The organism is Olivibacter sp. CPCC 100613, from assembly GCF_036959255.1.
Lineage (GTDB): Bacteria > Bacteroidota > Bacteroidia > Sphingobacteriales > Sphingobacteriaceae > Olivibacter.
In genome coordinates this window covers 94280-116925 of record NZ_JAWMTI010000001.1, presented here as the reverse complement: position 1 = coordinate 116925, position 22646 = coordinate 94280, and the positions used below count along the sequence as shown (strand labels likewise).

The window sequence follows — 22646 nt, the reverse complement described above, 5'->3', positions numbered from 1 at the left end:
CGACTATGATTTAATATTCCTCTTCTGGCCAATGATCGCTTGATCTTGTTCCTCCGCTTCCAAAAGTATCTATCCGTTCCATCAGGCTTAATCCATCTTTTTCTTCCGACAGACTGAAATACCAAATAGCACTCACGATGGCCGGCAAAACATAGAATAACTGGGCTAAACCGGTCAAAATCGAACCGAAGATACTTCCGGAAAGAACTAAACCTGGAGAATTTTCAATAAATAGGGCCCCGATACTCAGTAGTGCAGACGGAAGACTTAATATCCCCATGCTAAAGTAGGCAATAACGGAGGCTAAAAATAGCAACCCAAACGTTTTCCACCAATGATCTTTCACTAATTGTATACTCCGGGATAGGGCCTCAAACAATCCTTTGTCTTCCATAATCATAATGGGCAAGGTAAGGCTAATGATGGGGATTAAGTAAAAGCCGGGAATTAGACAAAATAGGAAACCAATGACGGCAAATATGCTCAATAAAAGGGTTGCGATAAAAAAGGATATAATATGACGCTTAAATAAATTCCAAATCGCCTGTAGGGATGGGATCATACGCGGCTGTTCTTTATAGAGCCTTATATAACAATAGGTCACCAAATAAACGACGCTAACGGATAAAACACTAAATAATAGTAAAAGAAAGTAGGATACCCCGAACGTATACCCTGTCATGTTTTCGGCGAAAACGGTCGAAGATGCAGCTTTCGCCAAGCCCATCAGTTTAATCGTTTTCATTTGTTGCGCTACGCTGCTCGCTATGGTTGCAACAATGAAAAAACCACCCAGATATAAAAGGGGTTTAAATAGATTTTTGAAATGCTGCTTGATAAAGCCAAAGCTATCATTCATTGTTTCACTGAAATCCCTTACCCGTCTTAATTCAATTGGTTCTTCATTCATAATGACACAAGTTTAGAAAATTTGCGTGGATAAATTGCTACATACCAAATGATAAAGAAGAAAGATGCCATTAATATAGCACTACTCAGCCATAAGGGCATAGCGGTATGTCTGGTAACAAAAGATTCCAACAAAGCAGCGATAATAAATATCGGAATCAGTCCAATAACAATCTTTAGGCCATCCTTCGCTCCGCGTTTGAAAGACCGCAGTCTGCTATGGGTTTTTGGAAACAATAAACTGTTCCCTAATAGCAAGCCTGCGGCTCCGGCTAAAACAATAGCTGATATTTCCAACGTGCCGTGTATCCAGATTACAAGTACCGATTCAAGGCCCAGGCCTTTGCTGAAAAAATAATATTGAAAAGAACCCAGCATAATGCCATTATACATGAGTAGCACAACGGTTCCAACGGAGCATAAAATGCCAAGGAGAAAGGCAAGGCAGGACACACGGATATTGTTCAAAGCAATCATCAAAAACATCATGAATGGGTCCTGCTGTTTATAAACGCCAAAGGGATCTCCTTTATCAATATTGGCATTTGTCATATTGACATAATCGTCCCCTAAAACAAGTCGTACAAACGTTTCATCGTTTGCCGCGGAAAAAGCACCAATAAACGCAAAGAACAGAAAAAATATCGCGGAATAGATTAGCTGGTTACGATACTGATAAAAAATAATGGGCAGCTCAATTTTCCAAAAGCTTATAAAACGACTTGCTTTTTCTTTTTTATTGATGTAGAGTGATTGATGGAGACGAGCAGCCAATCCGTTAAGATAAGCGGTTGTTTTAGACTTTGGATAGAAGGTTTTGGCATAGGCGAGATCGTCGGTGATTTCGATAAAGCGCGCGGCTAACTCATCCGGATGGCTTGTGCTTATTTTTTCATAGCTTTCCCATTTTGCGCTATTTTGCTTAACGAACAGTGCCTCTCGCATAGGTGCTGGTAAATTAATGTCAATTCTGAATGGAAATAAAGATAATAAAAATCATGCGCTTCCATCTCGTTAGATTTCACTAAATTCGTTTTGATGAATCATGTAAACGTAATTACTTCTCAAAATGTATCAATTGACTATGATGTAGCCGGCGTGGGAGAGAGAATAGCGGCCAGAATCATTGACTTGGCCTTTTTCTTTCTTATTTATCTGCTATTTATACTGATAGTTTCGTCCTTAGGACTGGTTTTTGGTAACGGCGGTTATCTCATACTTTTGATTTTGTATGGTTTATTATTTGTATTTTATGATCTGCTATGCGAAACACTCTTTAACGGACAAAGTGTTGGAAAGCGAATGTTAAAAATCAAGGTGATCAGCCTGGACGGCTATCAACCGAGCTTAGGCCAGTATTTTCTTCGATGGTTGTTTCGGTTTATCGACTTTACATTAACCATGCAAATAGGGGGGCTGATTTGCGTGGCAGTGTCTGAAAACAAGCAACGTATAGGTGATATTGTTGCGGGTACAACACTGATAAAAACTGTCCCTCGAACCCAGTTGGATGCCTTGGTCTTCCAAGCTCCTCGCGAAGAAGAATATAATCCGCTTTTTCCGGAGGTGGCAAATCTTGCCGATCAAGATATTGCACTTATTCATGATGTCTTGGCCAATTTCAATAAATCGGGTAATAATATGCTGGTGTATAAGATGGCGATGAAGGCAAAGGAGGTCTTACATGTGAATATACCGAAAGAGATGAATGAATGGGAGTTTTTGAAGCAAATTGTTCAGGATTATGCATACCTTACTTCTCGGGTCGACTAAGGGTGTCGCGATTAACTTAACAACATCTTGTTAACATAGGCCACAATGATTAAGAAACCGACCAGACAAGACAAAACCGTTGTGAGATTTTCCTGCGCGTTTGCCCCATAGAAGGAGCGCGAATAAGTATGGAGATTATGGCGTTTTTTTTGTGAAAAGCCGCTTATTGAAGAATTGCCCTTGTTGAAATAGCTTTTCTTTACTAAGAAAAATATACCCAGCAGGAGCAGGGGGATTGTGGGTGGGTATTGTGCAATGCTAGCCTTCCATTCTCCTCGAAGTAATAATAAAAATGCCCGCTGAAAGCCACAACCAGGACAATCGACGCCCGTTAGCCATTTAAAAGGACAGGGAAGAAGATGATGTTGTAGCCAGTCTGTTAGCAACTGGCTACTGAAAATAGAAAGAACAAGAGAACAGGCCATGTTTAAGCTGTCGGGTCTTTAGGCGTATTCGGATCGTCAAATGGATTCTTGTAATTTTTGAATTGATCAAAAGAGTTACCACCTTTTGCTTCAGCAGCGGAGGGACCCAAATAACGGTCGCTTCCAAAGCCGATCATTGGAAAAATAATAAACGAGAAGAAAAACGCCAATACAGTATAAACAGAGTCCTTTCCAAAACTTTTCATAAGCAGATTAAGTACCCAAATAATCACCACGAAGTTTACACAGGGGATGAGAAAGAAAAATATCCACCAAATGGGTTTTCCCACAATCTCAAGCATAACGATGAGATTATAAACAGGAATGATCGCCGCCCAACCCGGTTTACCCGCTTTCTCAAACATTTTCCATAAACCGGCAATCGCTAAAATGCTGAGCGCAAGAGAAACAAGTGTTGTACCAATACCCATAGCTGCAAATACACCGGAACCGACTGAATCGTTGTAATCGTAATTGTTCATATGATTCGTAATTTAAGTGAAACCTGCATGAACTTTTGTTTGAAAAGGATTTGAATAGTTCATGCAAACTCCATCTCCTTTTAATATGATATAAGATGAAAAATATGGCTGTTTATCGATTGCTTATTGCTTCCAATAACAAATTAACGATCTTGAAAATTTTGTCTATTATCAATTTTTTTGGCTTATAATAAACAAATATAAAATAAGCAACTGATAAAACCTGCAAAATGTTTTCCGATAGTTAAAATTTTTAAAACAATATCAATTCCGTACACGCGAACGAATAAGGAAATCACAATTATTACGCTTAACTTCGTGTGCGTTATTTATATGAATAAAGAACAGATTTCTATTTTTGATATTTTCAAGATCGGTGTTGGCCCTTCAAGTTCGCACACGCTTGGTCCCTGGCGTGCAGCGCAAAAATTTGTCCGTAAACTTGAGCGCGATAAGGTGCTCGCTGAAACGGAAGGTATCAAAATTCTACTATACGGCTCTCTAGCTAAAACAGGTAAAGGACACGGGACTGATATAGCAATTCTTTTAGGTTTGAGCGGTGGCGATCCGGTAACTTTTGACGTTGGCCAAATTCAGCCTACGGTTGATCGGATTAAGCGGGATTGCCAACTGTTTTTAACAGGGACGCACGCAATTAATTTTAATTATGAAGATGATTTGCTTTTCCTGATGACAGAGAGCTTGCCTTATCATCCGAATGCGGTGACGCTTCAGGCTTTTTTTAAGGATGGAACGGCTCGATCGGAAACTTATTATTCTATCGGTGGCGGTTTTGTAGTAGAGGAAAACCAGCCTGTTGATGACACCTTAGAGGTGGATTTGCCTTTTCCCATACAGAATGCAAAGGACTTATTAGTTTGGTGCATGCGTACGGGGCTTAAGGTGTCGGAAATCGTATTGGAAAATGAGCATGCTTGGCGAAGTGAAGAGGATACGAATAAAGGAGTTCTGAATATCTTTTATACGATTCGGGATTGTATTTACCGGGGATGTCACACCACGGGGGTGCTGCCGGGCGGACTCAATGTGGAGCGGCGGGCAGCCAAGCTAAATAAGAAATTACTGAGTGGACGAACCTATACTGATTTTGAAACATGGATGCAGGCGATTCGCGAAGGAGGGACTGGATTTCAATATACGTTGGATTGGGTCAGCTGTTTTGCTTTGGCCGTGAATGAAGAGAATGCCTCTTTCGGTCGTGTCGTTACCGCACCGACAAATGGTGCCGCCGGTGTAATTCCTGCTGTTCTGCAATATTATTTAACATTCTGTAATGGTTTTGGCGAAGAAAAGATCATTCAATTTATAGCAACCGCATCTGAAATTGGTAGTATTTTCAAGAAAGGGTCGACTATATCGGCCGCAATGGGTGGATGCCAAGCTGAAATAGGGGTGTCTTCGGCGATGGCAGCGGCAGCCTTAACCGAATGCTTAGGCGGGTCCCAACGTCAAGTGTTAATGGCAGCGGAAATTGCCATGGAACACCATTTAGGATTGACTTGTGATCCGATCGGTGGCTTGGTACAAGTTCCGTGCATCGAAAGAAATACAATGGGGGCAATTAAAGCAATCACCGCTTCTCAGCTTGCGTTGCAATCAAATCCTGAAAAAGCAAAGGTAAGCTTGGATGGCGTTGTACATACCATGTGGGAAACGGCCTTGGATATGAACGTTAAATATAAAGAAACTTCTGATGGAGGCTTAGCAACCAATATTCCGTTGAGTTTGCCAGAGTGTTAGGAACATGCATCTTTTTTGCCACAGCGCATCTCTTTGCTGTATAGTAAGGCCATACCAAAGCTGTATATACTTTACTATTCACGTAGTTCAAACAAAGGGTTAACAGGGGGTTGACAAAGGGTTAGTCTAGGTATAAGCTTGATTAACCCACTATGAAGGCTAGATAAAAGCTTGTTTTTTGCTTTACTTATGGTATATTTGGTATAACGAAAGTATAAACTAATTATGGCATATTATTAACCTAAACAATATGGCAATAGCAAAAAATGGAATCAATGGTAAATTCAGTGGGAAAGTGGGGTCCATTATTGGTTATCAATTGGGCGATCAAAATGTAATTCGTACAGTAGGGGAGCGACGGAAACCTTTCAGCCCCTTGGAAATACTGAATCAAAAGAAGATGAAGGTTGTCTCGAACTTTTTAGCGCCCATTAGGCCTTTCATAAAATTTGGTTTCAGAAGAGAAGTCGAGAAAGGAAGTCGCGTAGGAGCTTTTCAGCTAGCGCAATCCTATACCCGTAAATATGCGATCGATATCGATCCAGAGGGAGAGCCTTTTGTTAATCCGGAGAAAGTATTGATCAGCAAAGGAGCGGTTGATCCGCCACATCGATGCACGGTGTTGCGAGAAGGAAATCAGATTACGTTACAATGGGAGTCAGCAAAATCTGGGGGAGATCATCGGTTGACGGTATTTTTGTATGATACAAACATGTATCGCGAGTTTAGAGAGCTAGGAGCGCAAAGGGAAGAAGAGCGGGAAGTTTGGGAACAGTCGAATTTGCATTCTGCTAATGGACCAATACATGTCTATGCCGCTTTTCGCAATCTTCTTACAGAGGAAATTTCCGATAGTGTATACTGCGGAGTGATTTAAGGGAGGGTAAGTTAAACATGTATTAGCTCCATCCCAAATAGATCAGCAAAATGTTTTCTTAAGCGTTCTTTTACCTCTTTTAGATCTATTTCCTTCCCCAGTTCTCCCTGCAAAGACGCAACAGCCTTGTCATCTATCCCGCAGGGTACAATATTGTTGAAATAGTTTAGATCCGTATTGACATTAAACGCAAAGCCATGCATCGTAACCCACCGGCTTGCCCTAACACCAATCGCACAGATTTTTCGGGCTCTTTCATTATCGGGATCCAGCCAGACACCGGTATAGCCTGGATACCTACCCGCATCAAGACCATAATCTGCCAGCGTACGAATCACGGCTTCTTCGATGGTACGCATGTATAAATGAATGTCAGTAAAAAAGTTATCGAGATCCAAAATAGGATAACCAACGAGTTGACCGGGGCCATGATAGGTGATATCCCCACCACGATTGATCTTATAATAGCTAGCTTGCTTGTCGAGCAGTCCCTGTTCGTCTAATAGTAAATTCTCGGGTTTACCGCTTTTTCCTAAAGTATAAACATGTGGATGCTCTACAAAAATTAAATAATTGTCGGTAGCATTCGTGGTGTTATTAAGCCGATTGTCTGTTTTTTGCTGAACGATCTGCGCAAAAATATGCTCCTGCCGGTCCCACGCTTTCTGATAATCTACCCTACCCCAATCTTGGAAAAATACTTGTTTGTTCATGATGCCTCGCCAGTGAAAGACATACAAAGGTACAAAAATGACTGTGGAAAAACAGATGTTGATATATGGAATCGTATAGGGACTTGATCTTATCTTCTTAGCAGAAAAAATTAAAATCAATTGATTTGCTTATTTTGCAGAGGGAATGAAGATTAAGCTACTCCTCATTATCATGATCGTATTCTAAAAGATATGCCAGAAGAAATAAGCTATTCAATTTATAGAAATATTCGAACGCGAATTCTAGTGCACATTTTATTCTGAATGTTAATTTTCGTTTTTTTCCTAAATATGTCCAGGCTATTATTTGGCAATGATGTTTTTTCTCCACCTACTGTGCTTTATGGAATAATCGTTACGTTGGTTACAATTGGCAATCACTATTTTTTTGTAAGTAAAACACTTCCGCAACTGAATAAGGGTAGGTGGTTTCAGGTTGTTCTACACCTGTTTTTACTCTATATTTTCTCAGTTGTTTTTACGGTTAAGCCGCTAAAATGGTTGACTATCTTATTTCCAGACAACCCCTTTTTTGAGACGCAAAGCCAGCGATACCAACTTTCAAGTCCTTTTGATATATTTACGTACAAGGCATTTATCTGGGTTTATACCGTTGTAGTTCTTAATAATACCATTACTTTTTCGTTAAAACTTGTGCTGAATTATTTTACATCAATGCGAGAAAAAATGCTTCTTTTGGAAGAGAAAAATAAGATGGAACTCAACTTTCTTCGTTCGCAAATTCAACCTCATTTCCTATTTAATACGCTAAATAATATTTATGGAGAAGTGATTGACAATGAACGTGCAAGCCAGTCAATATTGAAGCTCGCTGATCTATTGCGGTTTTCGCTGTACGATAGTATGAAAGGCGCAATCACTTTAAAGGATGAAATTAAATTTTTAACAGACTATATTAGTTTAGAGAAAATGCGTCATAAAGAAAGCAAGGTTGCGATCCGTTATGATTTTGCTGCGGTAGAACATCCTGACTTAAAAGTAACACCGCTTATTCTTGTAAACTTCGTAGAAAATGCTTTCAAACACGGCGTGAACGCAAGTATTGCATCCTCGTGGGTAAATATTGTTTTGAAGGAAGAAGATCATGTTGTGACATTTTCTGTTTCCAACAGCTTAGATTCTTCAAGTCATCAACGGCGAGCTGGAGGTTTAGGCTTAGTGAATGTGAAACGTCGCTTGGATTTGGAATATCAAGAATATTATGACTTGAGTTTAAAGGAGGCCGCTGATCATTATGACGTCGTTTTAACTTTAAAATTAAAAAATGACCAAAATAATTATAATTTGCACTAATTCCGCCGCTTACTGAAAAGTACAGTGAAGAATTTCTTTAAGAATGGTATTCAGGTGAATAGTGCTGCTATTTAAAAAAATGATCATATTGCTATTAACCCAAACGAAGATTCATGAAAGTATTCATTGTTGATGATGAACCTATGGCACAAGACATAATTGAGAAATTTGTCAATCGTATTCCTTTCTTGGAGCTTTTAGGTAAGTATGATAATGCTATAGAAGCATTAACTGATATGCAAAGACTTGAACCCGATCTGATTTTTTTAGATATTCAAATGCCAGAGATGACTGGTGTTGAAATGCTCAAAACTTTTCGTGGATGTCACTGCCAAATTATTTTTACAACAGCTTACCCCGAATATGCAATAGATGGTTTTGATCTCGATATAACCGATTATTTATTAAAGCCCATCCCTTTTGATCGATTCGTCAAAGCTGTAAGCAGATGTTTTGAGCTTTTTAAGCTAAAACAAGATGCGGCAAATACAATTCAAGATATTAAAAGGCAGGAGAGCGATGGTATAGACGATAATTATATTTGGGCGAAAGAAGGGAAGAAACTGGTGCGTTTTCCTTTAGACGAAGTGGTGATGGTGAAAGCACTAAAAGATTATATGGAAATATTTTTGCCAGACCGTAAAGTTCTAGTACATATTACAATGGCTCGCTTGGAAAACATCTTATGCCTACCTAAATTCTTACGGGTTAGCCGTTCTTGTATCGTTAGAAAAAATGCGATTCGCTCGATTCAGGATATGCGCATCGAAACTATTTTGCCTAATGCAGAAAAAATAGTAATTGGAAATACATACTGGGAGCGGTTGAAACCACATTTTAAGGAACTTTTTTAGAAATAATAAATTGGGGTTTATGGTTGCATTGAGAATGACGCCGCCACTAACCCATCACATAACCCAGCATAAACTCCCGAAAACGCTCATAGTAGACAGTATAAGTTGCCTGCTGATGCGGACCTTGTAAATGAGCGGTAATATTACCGCCTTGATCTTGGTAAGTGAAGGGTTCAACGTAGATGTTGTCCTTGAATGATACACCCTTTTTGCCCTGTAGTTTGTAGACGGCTTCTTTCGCGGTCCAACAGGTTAATAGTTGTTCTATGTATTGATGGTCCGGCTGTAATTGCGCCAATTCTTCGGCGCGCATGAATTTTTTGGCAATCACTTCGATTTTGGGTTTGACCAGTTCCATGTCAATTCCGACTTCATAGCGTGTACTGAGCATACACGCAGCATAATCGAAAGAATGGCTGAGTGATATCCTATGTGGAAAATTAACTAAATAAGGTTTACCGTTTTCGTCGGATGGACAATCAATGTAACCTGGAGTATCCAGCATCTTACGGAGCAATACGCGCGTACCTAACCAGTTTAACGTCCTTCTTCCTTTATTAAGTCGCTCCAGAAAGGCTTTTTCGCTTCTGTTTAGCTGTAATTTTGCCAATAGTTCTTCCGCTGTTTCTTCAATTTGCCAGATGGCAAAACGTGTATGCGGATCAACTTCCTTGAGATATACTAAACCCATAAATAAAAGTAGTAATTTTTTGTTAATAGTTATTAGTTATGCGTTACGAGTTGCCAGTTATGAGTTACTGGTTATTCGCTGTTGGTTTATTCGTAATAACGTTCATAAGGGTATAATACTTCTCAACTACTTAACAACTCAACTATTTAACGATTTAACAACACAACTCATTTACAAATTGGCTAATTATTCCTTAAGTTTGTACCTCGCAGAAAAAAGCACGATGATACTTTCAGACAAAAGGATTTTAGAGGAAATTGATAAAGGTACGATTATTATTGAACCCTTTAAGCGAGAATGCTTGGGTACAAATTCTTATGATGTACATTTAGGTAAATATTTGGCTACTTATAAGGATCGAGTGCTGGACGCAAAACTTCATAATGAGATCTTGCACTTCGAAATCCCAAAATCGGGCTATGTTCTCGAACCCGATACCTTATATTTAGGCGTTACGCTGGAGTATACAGAAACACATAATCACGTCCCTTTTTTGGAGGGTAAGAGCAGTACAGGTCGCTTAGGTATTGATATCCACGCAACCGCAGGAAAAGGCGATGTAGGTTTTTGTAATACCTGGACACTCGAGATTTCTGTGGCACAACCTGTTCGTGTATATGCCGGCATGCCAATTGGACAATTGATTTATTTTGCAGTAGAAGGAGATGTCCACACCATGTATCATACAAAGGGTAACGCGAAGTACAATAGAAAGACAACGCGGCCCGTGGAATCCATGATGTGGAAAAATGAATTCTAACTTCCGCCAAATTCCATTAAATACGATTTCAAAAACTCATCCAACTCTCCGTCTAATACGGCTTGGGTATTCGATGTTTCGTGATTGGTTCTTAAATCTTTTACTAATTTATACGGATGTAAGACATAATTACGGATCTGGGAACCCCATTCTATTTTTTTCTTACTACCCTCGATAGCGGCCGTTGTTTCCATGCGTTTACGCATTTCAATTTCATAAAGTTGCGATTTTAAAAGACGCATGGCATTATCCTTATTTTGAAGCTGAGAACGGGATTCCTGATTCTTAATGACAATTCCTGAAGGTTTATGGTGTAACCTTACTGCCGTTTCTACCTTATTCACGTTCTGTCCACCTGCACCGCCCGAACGGAAGGTGTCCCATTCAATATCTGCATCCTTTACTTCAATTTCAATGGTATCATCAACAAGTGGGTAAACGTATACGGACGCAAAGGAGGTATGTCGTTTCGCATTTGAATCAAACGGAGAAATTCGCACTAAACGGTGTACGCCATTCTCTCCCTTCAAATACCCGTAGGCAAAACTGCCATCGAACTGAAGAGTAACTGATTTTACGCCGGCGACATCACCCTCTAAGAAGTCTTGCTCTGTAACTTTATAGCCATTTTTCTCTCCCCACATGATATACATACGCATCAACATGGCTGCCCAATCACAGCTTTCTGTACCCCCGGCACCGGCCGTAATTTGCAAAATGGCCGTTAATTGATCTTCTTCTGCACTGAGCATATTCTTGAATTCAAGTTCTTCAACATGTTTCAATGCTTCTTGAAAAAGTTCATCGGCTTCCTGTTCATTGGCATCACCGCTTTGGTAAAAATCGAACATAACAGCAGCATCGTCAATGGACTGTGCTAACTCGTCAAAACTATCTGTCCAAACTTTTTTACTCTTGATCGATTGCAATACTTTTTCCGCTTCTTTTGGCTGATCCCAAAAAGTCGGTTTTAAGGTTATTTCCTGTTCTTGGTTTATTTCCTTTTGTTTTGCATCGATGTCAAAGATGCCTCCTCAGGGAAGCTGCTCTATCCCTTAATTCCTGAATGTTTTCTTTCGTCATAAGGCAAAGGTAGTAATTTTAGTTGCCAGTTGCGCGTTATTAGTTGCCGGTTGCGTGTTGTCCGTTGACGGTTATTAGTTACTCGTTATTGGTTACTGGTTGTTCGTTGTTAGTATTCGGATAATGTTCGTTACAACAATTTTCGAAGTGCTTCGGCTTTCGAATGAATAGGTGCATCCAAGGGGATTTTATCAAGCCAATTGCGTGCACTTTCCTTATAATCATCCTGTTCTTCTAAATAAGATAGCGCAATATAATAGGCAGCATCATACATTTGTGGGGTATTTTCGGTGTAGATCTTCAATAAATCACGACGAGCGGAGCCCAAATATTTCAGATTTAAAAAGGTAAGACCTCTATAATATCGAATGTAAAGATCATTCGGTTGTTCCGTTAATGCACTATTTAAAAGAGGTAAGACTTCTTCATATTTGCCGTCATTAAAAAGTTGGATAATGTCGGCATATTTATTACCAACAGGCAATCCCTCTGTATTGACGGTGCCCATTTGTACCGCTGACGCGTCGATCTGCCTATAAATCTTCCAGGGCGACCAGAAAAGCATGGCGCCAAAAATAATACCAATGCCGATTAAGGCGATCCATTTTATTCTTCCCAGATCCAGCTGATCCTTATTTTTAGCCTTGCCGAATGTCAGTTCTTCAATGGGGGTGTGGTATAGGCATTCCGAGATGCTTTGATTCACATACATGTAAAAATGAAGTTCCTGAGCCAAGTCTTCGTTTTCGTCAAGCTCGGCCTCGAAATGATGACGCTCCTTATCCGTCATACTTCCAGATAGGTAGCGCTCAATATTGTCATAATTTACATCAGTCATCTCGAATACGTTTTTAAGATGGTTGATACCTTAATCCGCTTTAATGAATTAATATTTTTTGGCTAAATCGCCTGTGTTAATCCCCTATAAATTTTAACTGACTAATATAGGATTTGTTTGGATAAAGATATCGAATTTTTTGTTATGTTGTATAACAAATTGTGTTAAAAGTCGGCAAAATACTTGGTGCTAAAAGTCGGAGATTTTAAGTGACGATTCGATTCTGTCTTAGGAAAGTAAATCTAAGCACGGACAATCAAATGCATTTCGCTTTTCTGCAACTAAAATTGTAGCTTCGTGAAAATTTTGATTCGCTTATGTTACCAACTGTAAATTTTACCGAGACCGATGCTTACAACTACCTGAGTAATCATTATATAAACATTGCACCGAAACATCTCCGCGATCTGTTCGCATACGATCCCAATAGATTCGAAAAATTCTCTTTGCAATTCGAGGATATCTTGTTTGACTATTCAAAGAATAGAGTGGATGAGCAGACGGTTGCACTTTTGGTGCAACTAGCTCGGGAATGTCGTTTAGAAGAGGCAATCGATGCGATGTTTAAAGGATTGCCTATTAATAAAACAGAGAACCGAGCCGTATTACACACGGCGTTGCGAAACGTGAGCAATACACCGGTGTTTGTTGACGGTCAAGACGTGATGCCTGCGGTGAACGGAGTATTAAATCACATGAAGGAATTTAGTGAGGAAGTGATTGGCGGCACATGGAAAGGTTATAGTGGCAAAGCAATAACAGATGTCGTTAATATTGGTATTGGTGGCTCAGATCTTGGGCCGGTTATGGTGACAGAAGCATTAAAACCCTATAAAAATCATTTGACCTTACATTTTGTGTCCAATGTTGATGGAACCCATATTGCTGAAACCTTGCGTAAAGTAAATGCGGAAACAACACTTTTTTTAATTGCTTCCAAGACGTTTACAACCCAGGAAACAATGGCCAACGCGCACAGCGCGCGCGACTGGTTCTTGACTGAAGGTGGAACCGAGCAAGATATCGCCAAACATTTCGTCGCCCTGAGTACCAATGCAAAAGCAGTGCAAGACTTTGGCATTGATACCAAGAATATGTTTGAATTTTGGGATTGGGTTGGTGGGCGCTATTCATTATGGAGTGCAATTGGCCTTTCCATCGTATTGAGTATTGGCTTTGATAACTTCAAGGAGCTGTTAACCGGTGCACATGCTGCCGATAATCACTTCAGAAATACACCTTTAGAGGAAAATATTCCGGTGATTATGGGGGTTTTGGGTATTTGGTACAATAATTTTTTTGATTCGGAAACGCAGGCTATTTTGCCTTATGATCAATATCTACATCGTTTTGCCGCTTATTTTCAACAAGGTGATATGGAAAGTAACGGTAAGTATGTGGATAGAAATGGGATGCCTGTCGAATATCAAACCGGACCGATCATTTGGGGAGAACCTGGGACGAATGGGCAACATGCTTTTTATCAATTGATTCATCAGGGGACGAAGATGATTCCATGTGACTTTATCGCCCCGGCCCAAACACATAATCCAATAGGCGAACACCACACGCTCTTACTTTCCAATTTTTTCGCCCAAACGGAAGCTTTAATGAATGGAAAGATGGAGGAAGAAGTAGCGATCGAATTGAAAAAGGCAGGCAAGTCAGATGAAGAGATTGCCGCTATTACACCCTTTAAAGTTTTTGAAGGAAACAGACCAAGCAATTCTTTCTTGTTAAAGAAGATAACACCCAGAAGTTTAGGAAGTCTGATCGCTTTCTATGAGCATAAGATATTTACGCAAGGAATTATCTGGAACATTTTTAGCTTCGATCAATGGGGAGTGGAGCTTGGCAAACAACTTGCCGGAAAGATTTTACCTGAACTGCGAAATGAAAGCCCTGTAAGTTCGCACGATAGCTCTACCAATGGTTTGATTAATCAGTATAAGGAGTGGCGTTAAAAACATTTTGGGTGACTATATGTTGCTTTAGCATGCAATAAATTCACCCAAAATGAATCGATATAGAAATTGTTTGTTTTTTACTCTTTTGATTCTGTTTGTCGCCTGTAAAGGCAACGGACAAGATCAGACAGCGGCAACGGAAGCACCAACAGACTCAGTTGGTGAATATGGTTTAAATATTACGCTGGCTGAACCATTGGCAACACCGTCGAGTACCAAGAACTCAAAGGTGGTGGGATGGCCGTCAGAAAAAACACCGATTGCAACGGCTGGCTATAGAGTGGTTAAGTTTGCGGAGGCTTTGCAAAATCCCAGGTGGATTTATGTTGCCCAAAATGGCGATGTTTTTGTCGCCGAATCGCAGACTCAGGGTGCCGGCGCGAATAGAATTACCTTGTTTAAAGATACCAATGGAGATGGTGTGGCCGATAGCAAATCCACTTTCTTGGAAGGATTGAATAAACCTTTAGGTATGTTAGTCATGGATAATAGTTTCTACGTGGCTAATACCGATGGTGTTTTGAAATATCCTTATAAGTTAGGCGATGCCAAAGTCGGTGGAAAAGGAACGAAAATATTGTTTTTGCCCGCAGGTGGATACAATAATCATTGGACAAGAAATTTATTGATGAAACCCGATAGCTCGAAAATTTATGTTAGTGTGGGATCCGGTAGCAATGTCGGCGAACATGGGATGGAGAATGAAAGAAGACGAGCGAATATTCTTGAAATCAATCCGGATGGAGGTGGAGAACGCGTATTTGCAGGGGGGCTGAGAAATCCTGTAGGAATGGCTTGGGAGCCGGCTACGGGCAAAATGTGGACCGCGGTGAATGAGCGAGACGAATTGGGGGATCAAATCGTTCCGGATTACATCACATCGGTAGAAGAGAATGGATTCTATGGATGGCCCTATGCTTATTGGGGTAAAAATCCAGACCCTAGATTGAAAGGAAAAAGAGAGGATTTAGTAGCAGAATCTATCATTCCTGATTTTGCACTAGGATCGCATACAGCTTCACTGGGCCTGGCTTTTGGGACATCCGGTAAGTTTGCCGGCGGTGCCTATGTGGGGCAGCATGGGTCTTGGAATCGCTCCAAATTGGTCGGTTATAAAGTGCTCTTCATTCCTTTTGAAAAAGGAATGCCGACAGGAGAATACAAAGATTTCTTGACTGGCTTTATTGCGGATGAAGAGAAAGCAGAAGTTTATGGACGGCCTGTAGGAATAGCCTTTGCCAAACAAGGTTATATGCTGGTTGCTGATGACGTGGGAAATACCATTTGGGCTGTATTAGCTAATTAGCTAATGGGTTGAGCAGTTAAGTAGTTGAGTAGTATTACGCTTAACGAACGTTATCACGAATACTAACAACCAGTAACCAATAAGGAATAACCAACAACGGGCAACTCACAACTATTAACAAAAAATCACTAACTTTGTCAATTGTATTGATGTCAATATGACGCAACGAAAGATTTGGCGCATTTGTTGACACAAATGGCGTATATTTTAGATTATTATTGAACATGTTAGGATTCTTAAGTAAAATTTTTGGCAGTAAATCTGATCGTGATATAAAACATATTCGGCCTTTGGTGGATAAAATCAAGGAAGAGTTTGCGAAGCTGGAGGGATTAAGTCATGATGAACTCCGTGCAAGAACGCTTGATTTTAAACAGCGGATCGCCAGCTACCTAGCGGATATCGATGCTGAAATTGACCAGCTAAAAGCCGACGCCGAACAACCGGAAGTAGAAATGGCAGAAAAAAATGCCATTTATGACAAAGTAGATAAACTGATCAAAGATCGCGATAAAAAACTCGAGGAAGTATTGATGGAAATACTCCCGGAGGCATTTGCGGTTGTAAAGGAAACTGCCCGTCGATTTACTGAAAATCCAACATTGGAAGTAACAGCTAATGACTTCGACCGCGACTTAGCAGCAAAAAAGCCGAATGTTGAAATTAAAGGCGATAAAGCTGTTTGGCATAATCACTGGATTGCTGCAGGCAACCAGGTGACGTGGAATATGGTGCATTATGATGTCCAGTTAATTGGCGGTATTGTGTTGCACGAAGGTAAGATCGCCGAAATGGCAACCGGTGAGGGTAAGACCTTGGTCGGTACCTTACCAGCCTATTTAAATGCGCTATCGGGACAAGGTGTTCACATCGTAACTGTGAACGACTATCTGGCACGACGTGACTCGGAGTGGAACGGGCCTCTATTTGAATTCCATGGTTTACGAGTAGATTGCATCGACAAGCATCAGCCAAATTCTGCCGCTCGTCGCAATGCTTATGCGGCAGATATTGTCTTTGGTACGAATAATGAATTTGGTTTCGATTACCTACGTGATAATATGGCACAAGCACCGGAAGGCTTGGTGCAACGTAAATTACATTTTGCAATGGTGGATGAGGTTGACTCTGTGTTAATTGACGACGCGCGGACACCTTTGATTATATCAGGACCAATTCCTCGTGGCGATGAACATGAATTTTATGAGTTAAAACCGCGGATTGAGCGTTTGGTAAATGCACAAAAGGCTTATATCAATACGGTTCTTAATGAGGCAAAAAAAGGGATTAGTGCGGGTGATACCAATGCAGAAGGTGCAGGCATGGCGTTATTACGAGCGCATAGAGGCTTACCCAAAAATAAAGCACTTATTAAATTTTTGAGCGAGGGAAGTAATCGCCAGGTGCTGACGAAAACCGAGAACTACTATTTGCAAGAGCAAAGCAAGAACATGCCGAAAGTAGATGCGGAATTGTTCTTCGTGATCGATGAGAAAAACAACCAGGTAGAACTAACGGAAAAAGGAATCGAATTGATTACTACATCGGGCGAAGATCCTCATTTCTTTGTCATGCCTGATGTCGGAACAGAAATCGCTGAGATTGAAAAGCTGCAGATCCCTGCCGAAGAAAAAGCGCAAAAGAAAGATGAACTAATGCGCGATTTCTCCATTAAATCTGAACGTATCCACTCCGTTAATCAATTATTAAAGGCTTACACGCTTTTTGAGAAGGATGTAGAATATATTATAGATGAGGCAAAGGTAAAGATTGTCGACGAACAGACGGGGCGTATCATGGAGGGACGTCGTTACTCAGATGGTTTACACCAGGCGATCGAAGCGAAAGAAAATGTGAAGGTGGAAGATGCAACGCAAACCTACGCAACCATTACCTTACAGAACTACTTCAGAATGTATCACAAGCTGGCGGGTATGACCGGTACAGCGGTTACCGAGGCAGGTGAATTGTGGCAAATCTATAAATTGGACGTGGTAGAAATACCAACAAATATTACGATACAGCGGGATGATCGGGAAGATTTGGTTTATCGTACTGCTCGCGAAAAATATAATGCGGTTGCCGAGGAAATCCAAAAGTTGACAGAGGCTGGTCGCCCGGTACTAGTAGGTACCACTTCCGTAGAGATTTCGGAATTATTGAGCCGTATGTTGAAGTTGCGCGGTATTAAACACAATGTATTGAATGCGAAACTTCACCAACGGGAAGCGGATATTGTGGCCGAAGCGGGTCAGGCAAGTACTGTAACCATTGCAACGAATATGGCCGGTCGTGGTACTGACATTAAGTTGGGTCCTGGTGTTAAAGATGCCGGTGGTTTGGCTATTGTTGGTACAGAACGGCATGAATCGCGTCGCGTGGACCGTCAGTTACGTGGTCGTGCAGGTCGTCAGGGTGACCCGGGATCTTCTCAGTTTTTTGTTTCGCTGGAAGATAACCTAATGCGCTTATTTGGATCAGAACGTATCTCCAATATCATGGTGCGAATGGGCATTGAAGAAGGGGAAGTAATTCAGCATTCCATGATTACCAAGTCAATCGAACGGGCGCAGAAAAAGGTAGAAGAAAACAACTTCGGTATACGTAAGCGTTTGTTGGAATACGATGATGTAATGAATTCGCAACGTACAGTAATCTATGCCAAACGTAAAAACGCACTATTTGGAGAACGTTTAGACGTCGATCTGAATAATACTATTTATGATGTAGTTGAAGATTTAGTGACAGAATATAAGGAAACGGGAACGTATGAAGACTTTCAATTGGAATTTATTCGTGTTTTCTCTGTGGATCCTGAATTGAACCAAGATGCCTTTTTAAGTGGCAACATTGCAAATTTAACAGATACCTTATTTAGTCGTGTCATCGAGTTCTATCATCGTAAGGCAGAGCAAATCGCCAGTCAAACTTTACCGGTTCTGAAAGATGTATTTGCAACACGTGGGGAGCAGATTGAAAATATAGTCGTACCATTTACCGATGGCCTTCGAGGCTTACAGGTAGCAGCGAATTTAAAGAAAGCAGTTGAAACAAACGGAAAGGAAGTATTCAAAGCATTTGAAAAAGGTGTTGTCTTATCGCTGATAGATGAAGCTTGGAAAGAGCACTTGCGTGAAATGGATGACTTGAAGCAGTCTGTGCAAAATGCGGTATACGAACAGAAAGACCCTATTATTATTTATAAAATGGAAGCCTTCAACTTGTTTAAGGATATGTTGGTGACCATGAATAAAGACATTGTCGCTTTCTTGTTCAAGGGAGAAATTCCGCATCAGCAACCACAAGAAGTTCGTGAAGCACGTAGACCTGTGCAGGAACCAAAGGTACAGGTGTCGAAGCCGGAATTAGCGACAGCAACCTCCGGGGGCAGTCTTCCTCCTATTGAGGATACTAGAGAGGTTCAAAAGACGCAGCCCATTAGAAATGATAATAAAATAGGAAGAAATGATCCCTGCCCTTGTGGTAGTGGGAAGAAGTATAAAAATTGTCACGGTATAGGACACGTTTAGTTCTTAGTTGTTCGTTCTTAGTTATTGGTCATTGACTAAGAACGAATAACAAACAACGAATAACCGTTTGAATATGTTAAGAACATCTTGCCTTAAACAAATTTTCATCACACTAAGCCTGTTGTTTTTCTGTTTTATAGGAAAGGCAATCGCTCAGGATGATAAAGGGATTGTCGAGGAACATAAGAGTGCTTTAATTGAACGACTACAGAAGGAACGTATGTTATTGGGGAGTAATTCGGTTTTATCGTCTACCGATGAATCGAGTAAACCGGGGGTTCCTTTAAAAACGGGCAGAAAAGTAACCGCGCGTGGTTATCGCGTACAAATATACTCTGGCAGTAATCGTAACGAAGCCTATAGTGCACAGGCAAGATTTAAACAGATTTATAAGGATTTGAATACCTATGTTGGTTATCAACAACCCAATTATAGGGTCAAGGTTGGTGATTTTACGAGCCGGAGCCAAGCACAGGCACTAATGAGCCAACTTAAGCGTGATTTCAATTCCGTCTTTATATTTACTGAAACGATTAACGTAGAGTATTAGCATGTTAAAAGAATCTGTCCAAGCAATCGCTCAAAATATCTTCGCCGAAGCGGTGGATACCCGTAGACATATCCATACCAATCCTGAACTTTCTTTTCAAGAATATAATACTTCTGCTTATATTAAAGAGAAACTGAATGCATTGGATATTTCCTGGCAGGAAATGGCGAATACCGGTATTATCGCACTGATAAAAGGCGAATTGCCGAGTAACGAAGTAGTGGCATTAAGAGCTGATATTGATGCTTTACCTATTACCGAGGTAGAGGGAAGATCGTATGGTTCGAAAAATAAAGGCGTTATGCACGCTTGCGGTCATGATGTGCATACGGCATCCTTATTAGGGACCGCAAAGATTTTAGTTTCTTTGAAGGACCGTTTTGCAGGAACCGTAAAATTAATTTTTCAACCGGGTGAGGAAAAGCTGCCGGGTGGTGCAAGTATTCTTATTAAAGAAGGTGCGCTGGAAAATCCGAAACCGCAGGCGATTATTGGCCAGCATGTGATGCCTTTAATAGCTGCCGGTAAAGTTGGGTTTAGGCCCGGAAAATATATGGCCTCTACTGACGAACTCTATGTAACGGTGAAAGGAAAAGGGGGCCATGGTGCGCAACCACAACAAAACATCGACCCTATTGTAATCACGGCACATATTATTACAGCACTGCAACAGATTGTAAGTCGCGTAGCTGATCCAAAAATGCCAACAGTCTTGTCCTTTGGTAAGATCAATGCAGAGGGCGCAACGAACGTTATCCCGAATGAGGTAAAGCTGGAAGGGACATTCCGTACTTTTGATGAGGCGTGGAGAAAGGAAGCCCATAAAAAAATGAAAAAAATGGCTGAAGGCATTGCGGAAAGTATGGGGGGATCTTGTGATTTCGAAGTACATCACGGCTATCCCTATCTTGTAAATAATGAAGCGCTAACTCACGAGACACGTGGTTATGCCGAAGAATACCTCGGGAAAGAGAATGTATTGGATTTAGACCTCTGGATGGCCGGTGAGGATTTTGCCTTCTATTCGCAGGTTATCGATGCCTGCTTTTATCGCCTAGGTACACGTAATGAAGAAAAGGGAATTACGGCGTCTGTACATACACCCAATTTCGATGTCGATGAAAATGCCTTATCGATAAGCACTGGCTTAATGGCCTACATTGCGCTAAAACGACTAGGAAACTAGCCAAAAATTATTATCTTTGTTTGCTATAGCCGCTGTGCTATAGATCTATTGGCTCTAACGGATATCTTCTGTAGTTCTGAGCTTAAATCGTGCTTTTAATTTAATTTATCCGGTCTTACAGGACTTGGATGATATTTAAAACCTATTCCACAATGGATAACTTAGAAAACAGTTTAGAAAAATCTTCCAACTTCATTAGCGAGTTCACCTACCACAAACTTATTGATCTCGGTGTAAATAAAGAAATAGCGACCTATGTCAATGTTTTTGTTTTATTGGCGATTTTGGTTTTTTTAGTTTATATCGTACAGTATATTGTCCGAAAGGCGCTTAAGATTGCTTTCACCAAGATCTATCAAGGTACACAACTACGGTTTTTTGATTATTTGTTAAAAAATCGCTTCCCACATTTCCTGGCCTTAATCGCTCCTTTTAGCCTGGTAAAGAATGCGATCCCTATCGTATTTAACGACTTTCCACATTTGATAAAGCCCTTTGATATTGCCATGGAAATCTATATGGTCTTTATGATCATTTCTATTGTGATGGCAATTATCAGGTCGGGAACTGACGTATTACGCGAGAAACCGGAGTTTTCGGCCAAGCCAATGGAGAGCTATTTGCAGGTTATTCGAATGATTTTCTTTTTATTCGGTGCAGTCGCTATTTTTTCAAGCATAACGGGTCAATCTCCAACAGCTTTTTTTGCCGCTATGGGAGCAGCTTCAGCCATTCTATTGCTCATGTTCAAGGATACCATTATGGGCTTTGTTGCGAGTATACAGGTGACCACGAACGATATGGTGCGGATTGGCGACTGGATCACGATGCCTAAATATGGGGCGGATGGTGATGTGGAAGAAATTAATCTGACAACAGTAAAAGTCCGTAATTTTGATAAAACGATTACCACTATACCGACCTATACCTTAATTTCCGATTCCTTTCAAAATTGGCGGGGAATGCAGGAATCCGGTGGACGTCGTATAAAACGCTCCATCATTATCAAACAGGCAAGTATCCGTTTTGTAGGCGATGCAGAATTACCACGTTTTCAAAAGATACAAGGAATTCGCGACTATATTACAGAACGCGCCGAAGTGATTAGAAAACATAATGAGGAAATAGGGGCGGATCGAAGTGTTGCATTGAATGGTCGAAATTTTACAAACTTTGGGCTTTATAGAAAGTATATCGATTGGTATTTAAATAATCATCCTGGGCTTCATAAAGGTATGACCTTAATGGTTCGACAGCTGGCTCCAACAGAAAATGGCCTGCCCCTAGAACTATATGCTTTTACCAATACCACTAAATGGGCGGAATATGAATATATTATGGCCGATATTTTTGACCATCTGATCGCGGCGGTACCTTATTTCGATTTGAATATCTTTGAGGTAGAATCAGGTTCGGATGTGTTCGGTATCAAGTTTACCAATGAGCTGGAAGTGAAAAGTTAACTCGTGGAGTGTTGAGTAGTTAAGTAGCCGATTAGTTGAGTGGTTAAGACGTTAAGTAGTATTGCTCTTAGGAACATGACTACAAACAACGAATAACTAGTAACGAATAACCGGCAACGAACAACTAACAACGAATAACCAATAACTAAAATTACTATCTTTAC

General features: G+C 40.6%; 20 protein-coding genes. 12 read left to right on the top strand and 8 right to left on the bottom strand.

Annotation, left to right across the window (positions count from 1 at the left end):
* Nucleotides 1-10: 10 nt before the first annotated feature.
* Together RYH73_RS00400 and RYH73_RS00395 are read right to left on the bottom strand one after the other, a co-directional pair.
* Complete coding sequence (locus tag RYH73_RS00400) at nucleotides 11-910, bottom strand: glycerophosphoryl diester phosphodiesterase membrane domain-containing protein (RefSeq protein ID WP_335311268.1); 900 nt, start codon at nucleotides 908-910, stop codon at nucleotides 11-13.
* On the bottom strand, nucleotides 907-1854 hold the full coding sequence (locus RYH73_RS00395; RefSeq protein WP_335311267.1) for a stage II sporulation protein M: 948 nt from the start codon (nucleotides 1852-1854) through the stop codon (nucleotides 907-909). Before RYH73_RS00395 ends, RYH73_RS00400 begins: the two co-directional genes overlap by 4 nt.
* 93 nt (nucleotides 1855-1947) lie before the next feature.
* Here RYH73_RS00395 and RYH73_RS00390 point away from each other — a divergent pair, with 93 nt between their 5' ends.
* Nucleotides 1948-2682: an RDD family protein gene (locus tag RYH73_RS00390; protein ID WP_335311266.1), complete on the top strand. Its 735-nt coding sequence runs from the start codon at nucleotides 1948-1950 to the stop codon at nucleotides 2680-2682.
* An 11-nt stretch (nucleotides 2683-2693) separates the two neighbouring features.
* On the opposite strand, the gene RYH73_RS00385 is transcribed toward RYH73_RS00390, so the two are convergent.
* Nucleotides 2694-3107 carry a DUF2752 domain-containing protein gene (locus RYH73_RS00385; protein ID WP_335311265.1) on the bottom strand — a complete coding sequence of 138 codons (414 nt, stop codon included), beginning with the start codon at nucleotides 3105-3107 and terminating at the stop codon, nucleotides 2694-2696.
* Nucleotides 3108-3109: 2 nt separating this feature from the next.
* Nucleotides 3110-3589, bottom strand: a complete 480-nt coding sequence (locus RYH73_RS00380) for a DUF5684 domain-containing protein (RefSeq protein ID WP_335311264.1) — start codon at nucleotides 3587-3589, stop codon at nucleotides 3110-3112.
* A 333-nt stretch (nucleotides 3590-3922) separates the two neighbouring features.
* Between RYH73_RS00380 and RYH73_RS00375 the strand changes: the two genes are divergently transcribed.
* Together RYH73_RS00375 and RYH73_RS00370 are read left to right on the top strand one after the other, a co-directional pair.
* Nucleotides 3923-5350: an L-serine ammonia-lyase gene (locus RYH73_RS00375; RefSeq protein ID WP_335311263.1), complete on the top strand. Its 1428-nt coding sequence runs from the start codon at nucleotides 3923-3925 to the stop codon at nucleotides 5348-5350.
* A gap of 250 nt (nucleotides 5351-5600) precedes the next feature.
* Nucleotides 5601-6227, top strand: coding sequence for a DUF6266 family protein (locus RYH73_RS00370; protein WP_335311262.1), 627 nt, complete (start codon nucleotides 5601-5603; stop codon nucleotides 6225-6227).
* 11 nt (nucleotides 6228-6238) lie between these two features.
* On the opposite strand, the gene lipB is transcribed toward RYH73_RS00370, so the two are convergent.
* A complete protein-coding gene (gene lipB / locus RYH73_RS00365) occupies nucleotides 6239-6940 on the bottom strand; it encodes a lipoyl(octanoyl) transferase LipB (RefSeq protein WP_335311261.1) in 702 nt (233 codons plus the stop codon).
* Between the two features lie 291 nt (nucleotides 6941-7231).
* Between lipB and RYH73_RS00360 the strand changes: the two genes are divergently transcribed.
* The gene (locus RYH73_RS00360; protein WP_335311260.1) at nucleotides 7232-8254 is read left to right on the top strand and encodes a sensor histidine kinase; all 1023 of its coding nucleotides are present in this window, start codon (nucleotides 7232-7234) and stop codon (nucleotides 8252-8254) included.
* A 113-nt stretch (nucleotides 8255-8367) separates the two neighbouring features.
* The gene (locus RYH73_RS00355; protein ID WP_335311259.1) at nucleotides 8368-9108 is read left to right on the top strand and encodes a LytR/AlgR family response regulator transcription factor; all 741 of its coding nucleotides are present in this window, start codon (nucleotides 8368-8370) and stop codon (nucleotides 9106-9108) included.
* A 46-nt stretch (nucleotides 9109-9154) separates the two neighbouring features.
* Here the strand turns inward: RYH73_RS00355 and RYH73_RS00350 are convergent, their stop codons facing one another.
* A complete protein-coding gene (locus RYH73_RS00350) occupies nucleotides 9155-9799 on the bottom strand; it encodes a 4'-phosphopantetheinyl transferase family protein (RefSeq protein WP_335311258.1) in 645 nt (214 codons plus the stop codon).
* Between the two features lie 223 nt (nucleotides 9800-10022).
* Between RYH73_RS00350 and dcd the strand changes: the two genes are divergently transcribed.
* Nucleotides 10023-10559, top strand: coding sequence for a dCTP deaminase (dcd, locus tag RYH73_RS00345; protein WP_335311257.1), 537 nt, complete (start codon nucleotides 10023-10025; stop codon nucleotides 10557-10559).
* On the opposite strand, the gene prfB is transcribed toward dcd, so the two are convergent.
* Nucleotides 10556-11642 (bottom strand): peptide chain release factor 2 gene (gene prfB, locus RYH73_RS00340; protein WP_335311256.1). Its coding sequence is split into 2 segments (ribosomal slippage): nucleotides 10556-11581 and nucleotides 11583-11642, totalling 1086 coding nucleotides; the frame shifts between segments, so codons are not numbered across the junction. The two genes, dcd and prfB, sit on opposite strands and share 4 nt — an antisense overlap.
* A gap of 130 nt (nucleotides 11643-11772) precedes the next feature.
* Nucleotides 11773-12480, bottom strand: a complete 708-nt coding sequence (locus RYH73_RS00335) for a tetratricopeptide repeat protein (protein ID WP_335311255.1) — start codon at nucleotides 12478-12480, stop codon at nucleotides 11773-11775.
* Nucleotides 12481-12797: 317 nt separating this feature from the next.
* Between RYH73_RS00335 and pgi the strand changes: the two genes are divergently transcribed.
* The 6 genes from pgi to RYH73_RS00305 all read left to right on the top strand — a co-directional run bounded on the left by pgi (nucleotide 12798) and on the right by RYH73_RS00305 (nucleotide 22482).
* On the top strand, nucleotides 12798-14444 hold the full coding sequence (pgi, locus tag RYH73_RS00330) for a glucose-6-phosphate isomerase (protein ID WP_335311254.1): 1647 nt from the start codon (nucleotides 12798-12800) through the stop codon (nucleotides 14442-14444).
* A 52-nt stretch (nucleotides 14445-14496) separates the two neighbouring features.
* Nucleotides 14497-15753, top strand: a complete 1257-nt coding sequence (locus tag RYH73_RS00325) for a PQQ-dependent sugar dehydrogenase (protein ID WP_335311253.1) — start codon at nucleotides 14497-14499, stop codon at nucleotides 15751-15753.
* Nucleotides 15754-15977: 224 nt separating this feature from the next.
* The gene (secA, locus tag RYH73_RS00320; RefSeq protein WP_335311252.1) at nucleotides 15978-19283 is read left to right on the top strand and encodes a preprotein translocase subunit SecA; all 3306 of its coding nucleotides are present in this window, start codon (nucleotides 15978-15980) and stop codon (nucleotides 19281-19283) included.
* Nucleotides 19284-19356: 73 nt separating this feature from the next.
* Nucleotides 19357-19833 carry an SPOR domain-containing protein gene (locus RYH73_RS00315; RefSeq protein WP_335311251.1) on the top strand — a complete coding sequence of 159 codons (477 nt, stop codon included), beginning with the start codon at nucleotides 19357-19359 and terminating at the stop codon, nucleotides 19831-19833.
* A gap of 1 nt (nucleotide 19834) precedes the next feature.
* Nucleotides 19835-21019 carry a M20 metallopeptidase family protein gene (locus RYH73_RS00310; RefSeq protein ID WP_335311250.1) on the top strand — a complete coding sequence of 395 codons (1185 nt, stop codon included), beginning with the start codon at nucleotides 19835-19837 and terminating at the stop codon, nucleotides 21017-21019.
* A 152-nt stretch (nucleotides 21020-21171) separates the two neighbouring features.
* Complete coding sequence (locus RYH73_RS00305; protein WP_335311249.1) at nucleotides 21172-22482, top strand: mechanosensitive ion channel family protein; 1311 nt, start codon at nucleotides 21172-21174, stop codon at nucleotides 22480-22482.
* Nucleotides 22483-22646: the final 164 nt, after the last annotated feature.

What these genes read in the sequence shown, in the direction of transcription:
- RYH73_RS00400 (WP_335311268.1), bottom strand. Translation starts at nt 910, where the DNA reads ATGAATGAAGAACCAATTGAATTAAGACGGGTAAGGGATTTCAGTGAA.
- RYH73_RS00395 (WP_335311267.1), bottom strand. Translation starts at nt 1,854, where the DNA reads ATGCGAGAGGCACTGTTCGTTAAGCAAAATAGCGCAAAATGGGAAAGC.
- RYH73_RS00390 (WP_335311266.1), top strand. Translation starts at nt 1,948, where the DNA reads ATGAATCATGTAAACGTAATTACTTCTCAAAATGTATCAATTGACTAT.
- RYH73_RS00385 (WP_335311265.1), bottom strand. Translation starts at nt 3,107, where the DNA reads ATGGCCTGTTCTCTTGTTCTTTCTATTTTCAGTAGCCAGTTGCTAACA.
- RYH73_RS00380 (WP_335311264.1), bottom strand. Translation starts at nt 3,589, where the DNA reads ATGAACAATTACGATTACAACGATTCAGTCGGTTCCGGTGTATTTGCA.
- RYH73_RS00375 (WP_335311263.1), top strand. Translation starts at nt 3,923, where the DNA reads ATGAATAAAGAACAGATTTCTATTTTTGATATTTTCAAGATCGGTGTT.
- RYH73_RS00370 (WP_335311262.1), top strand. Translation starts at nt 5,601, where the DNA reads ATGGCAATAGCAAAAAATGGAATCAATGGTAAATTCAGTGGGAAAGTG.
- lipB (WP_335311261.1), bottom strand. Translation starts at nt 6,940, where the DNA reads ATGAACAAACAAGTATTTTTCCAAGATTGGGGTAGGGTAGATTATCAG.
- RYH73_RS00360 (WP_335311260.1), top strand. Translation starts at nt 7,232, where the DNA reads ATGTCCAGGCTATTATTTGGCAATGATGTTTTTTCTCCACCTACTGTG.
- RYH73_RS00355 (WP_335311259.1), top strand. Translation starts at nt 8,368, where the DNA reads ATGAAAGTATTCATTGTTGATGATGAACCTATGGCACAAGACATAATT.
- RYH73_RS00350 (WP_335311258.1), bottom strand. Translation starts at nt 9,799, where the DNA reads ATGGGTTTAGTATATCTCAAGGAAGTTGATCCGCATACACGTTTTGCC.
- dcd (WP_335311257.1), top strand. Translation starts at nt 10,023, where the DNA reads ATGATACTTTCAGACAAAAGGATTTTAGAGGAAATTGATAAAGGTACG.
- RYH73_RS00335 (WP_335311255.1), bottom strand. Translation starts at nt 12,480, where the DNA reads ATGACTGATGTAAATTATGACAATATTGAGCGCTACCTATCTGGAAGT.
- pgi (WP_335311254.1), top strand. Translation starts at nt 12,798, where the DNA reads ATGTTACCAACTGTAAATTTTACCGAGACCGATGCTTACAACTACCTG.
- RYH73_RS00325 (WP_335311253.1), top strand. Translation starts at nt 14,497, where the DNA reads ATGAATCGATATAGAAATTGTTTGTTTTTTACTCTTTTGATTCTGTTT.
- secA (WP_335311252.1), top strand. Translation starts at nt 15,978, where the DNA reads ATGTTAGGATTCTTAAGTAAAATTTTTGGCAGTAAATCTGATCGTGAT.
- RYH73_RS00315 (WP_335311251.1), top strand. Translation starts at nt 19,357, where the DNA reads ATGTTAAGAACATCTTGCCTTAAACAAATTTTCATCACACTAAGCCTG.
- RYH73_RS00310 (WP_335311250.1), top strand. Translation starts at nt 19,835, where the DNA reads ATGTTAAAAGAATCTGTCCAAGCAATCGCTCAAAATATCTTCGCCGAA.
- RYH73_RS00305 (WP_335311249.1), top strand. Translation starts at nt 21,172, where the DNA reads ATGGATAACTTAGAAAACAGTTTAGAAAAATCTTCCAACTTCATTAGC.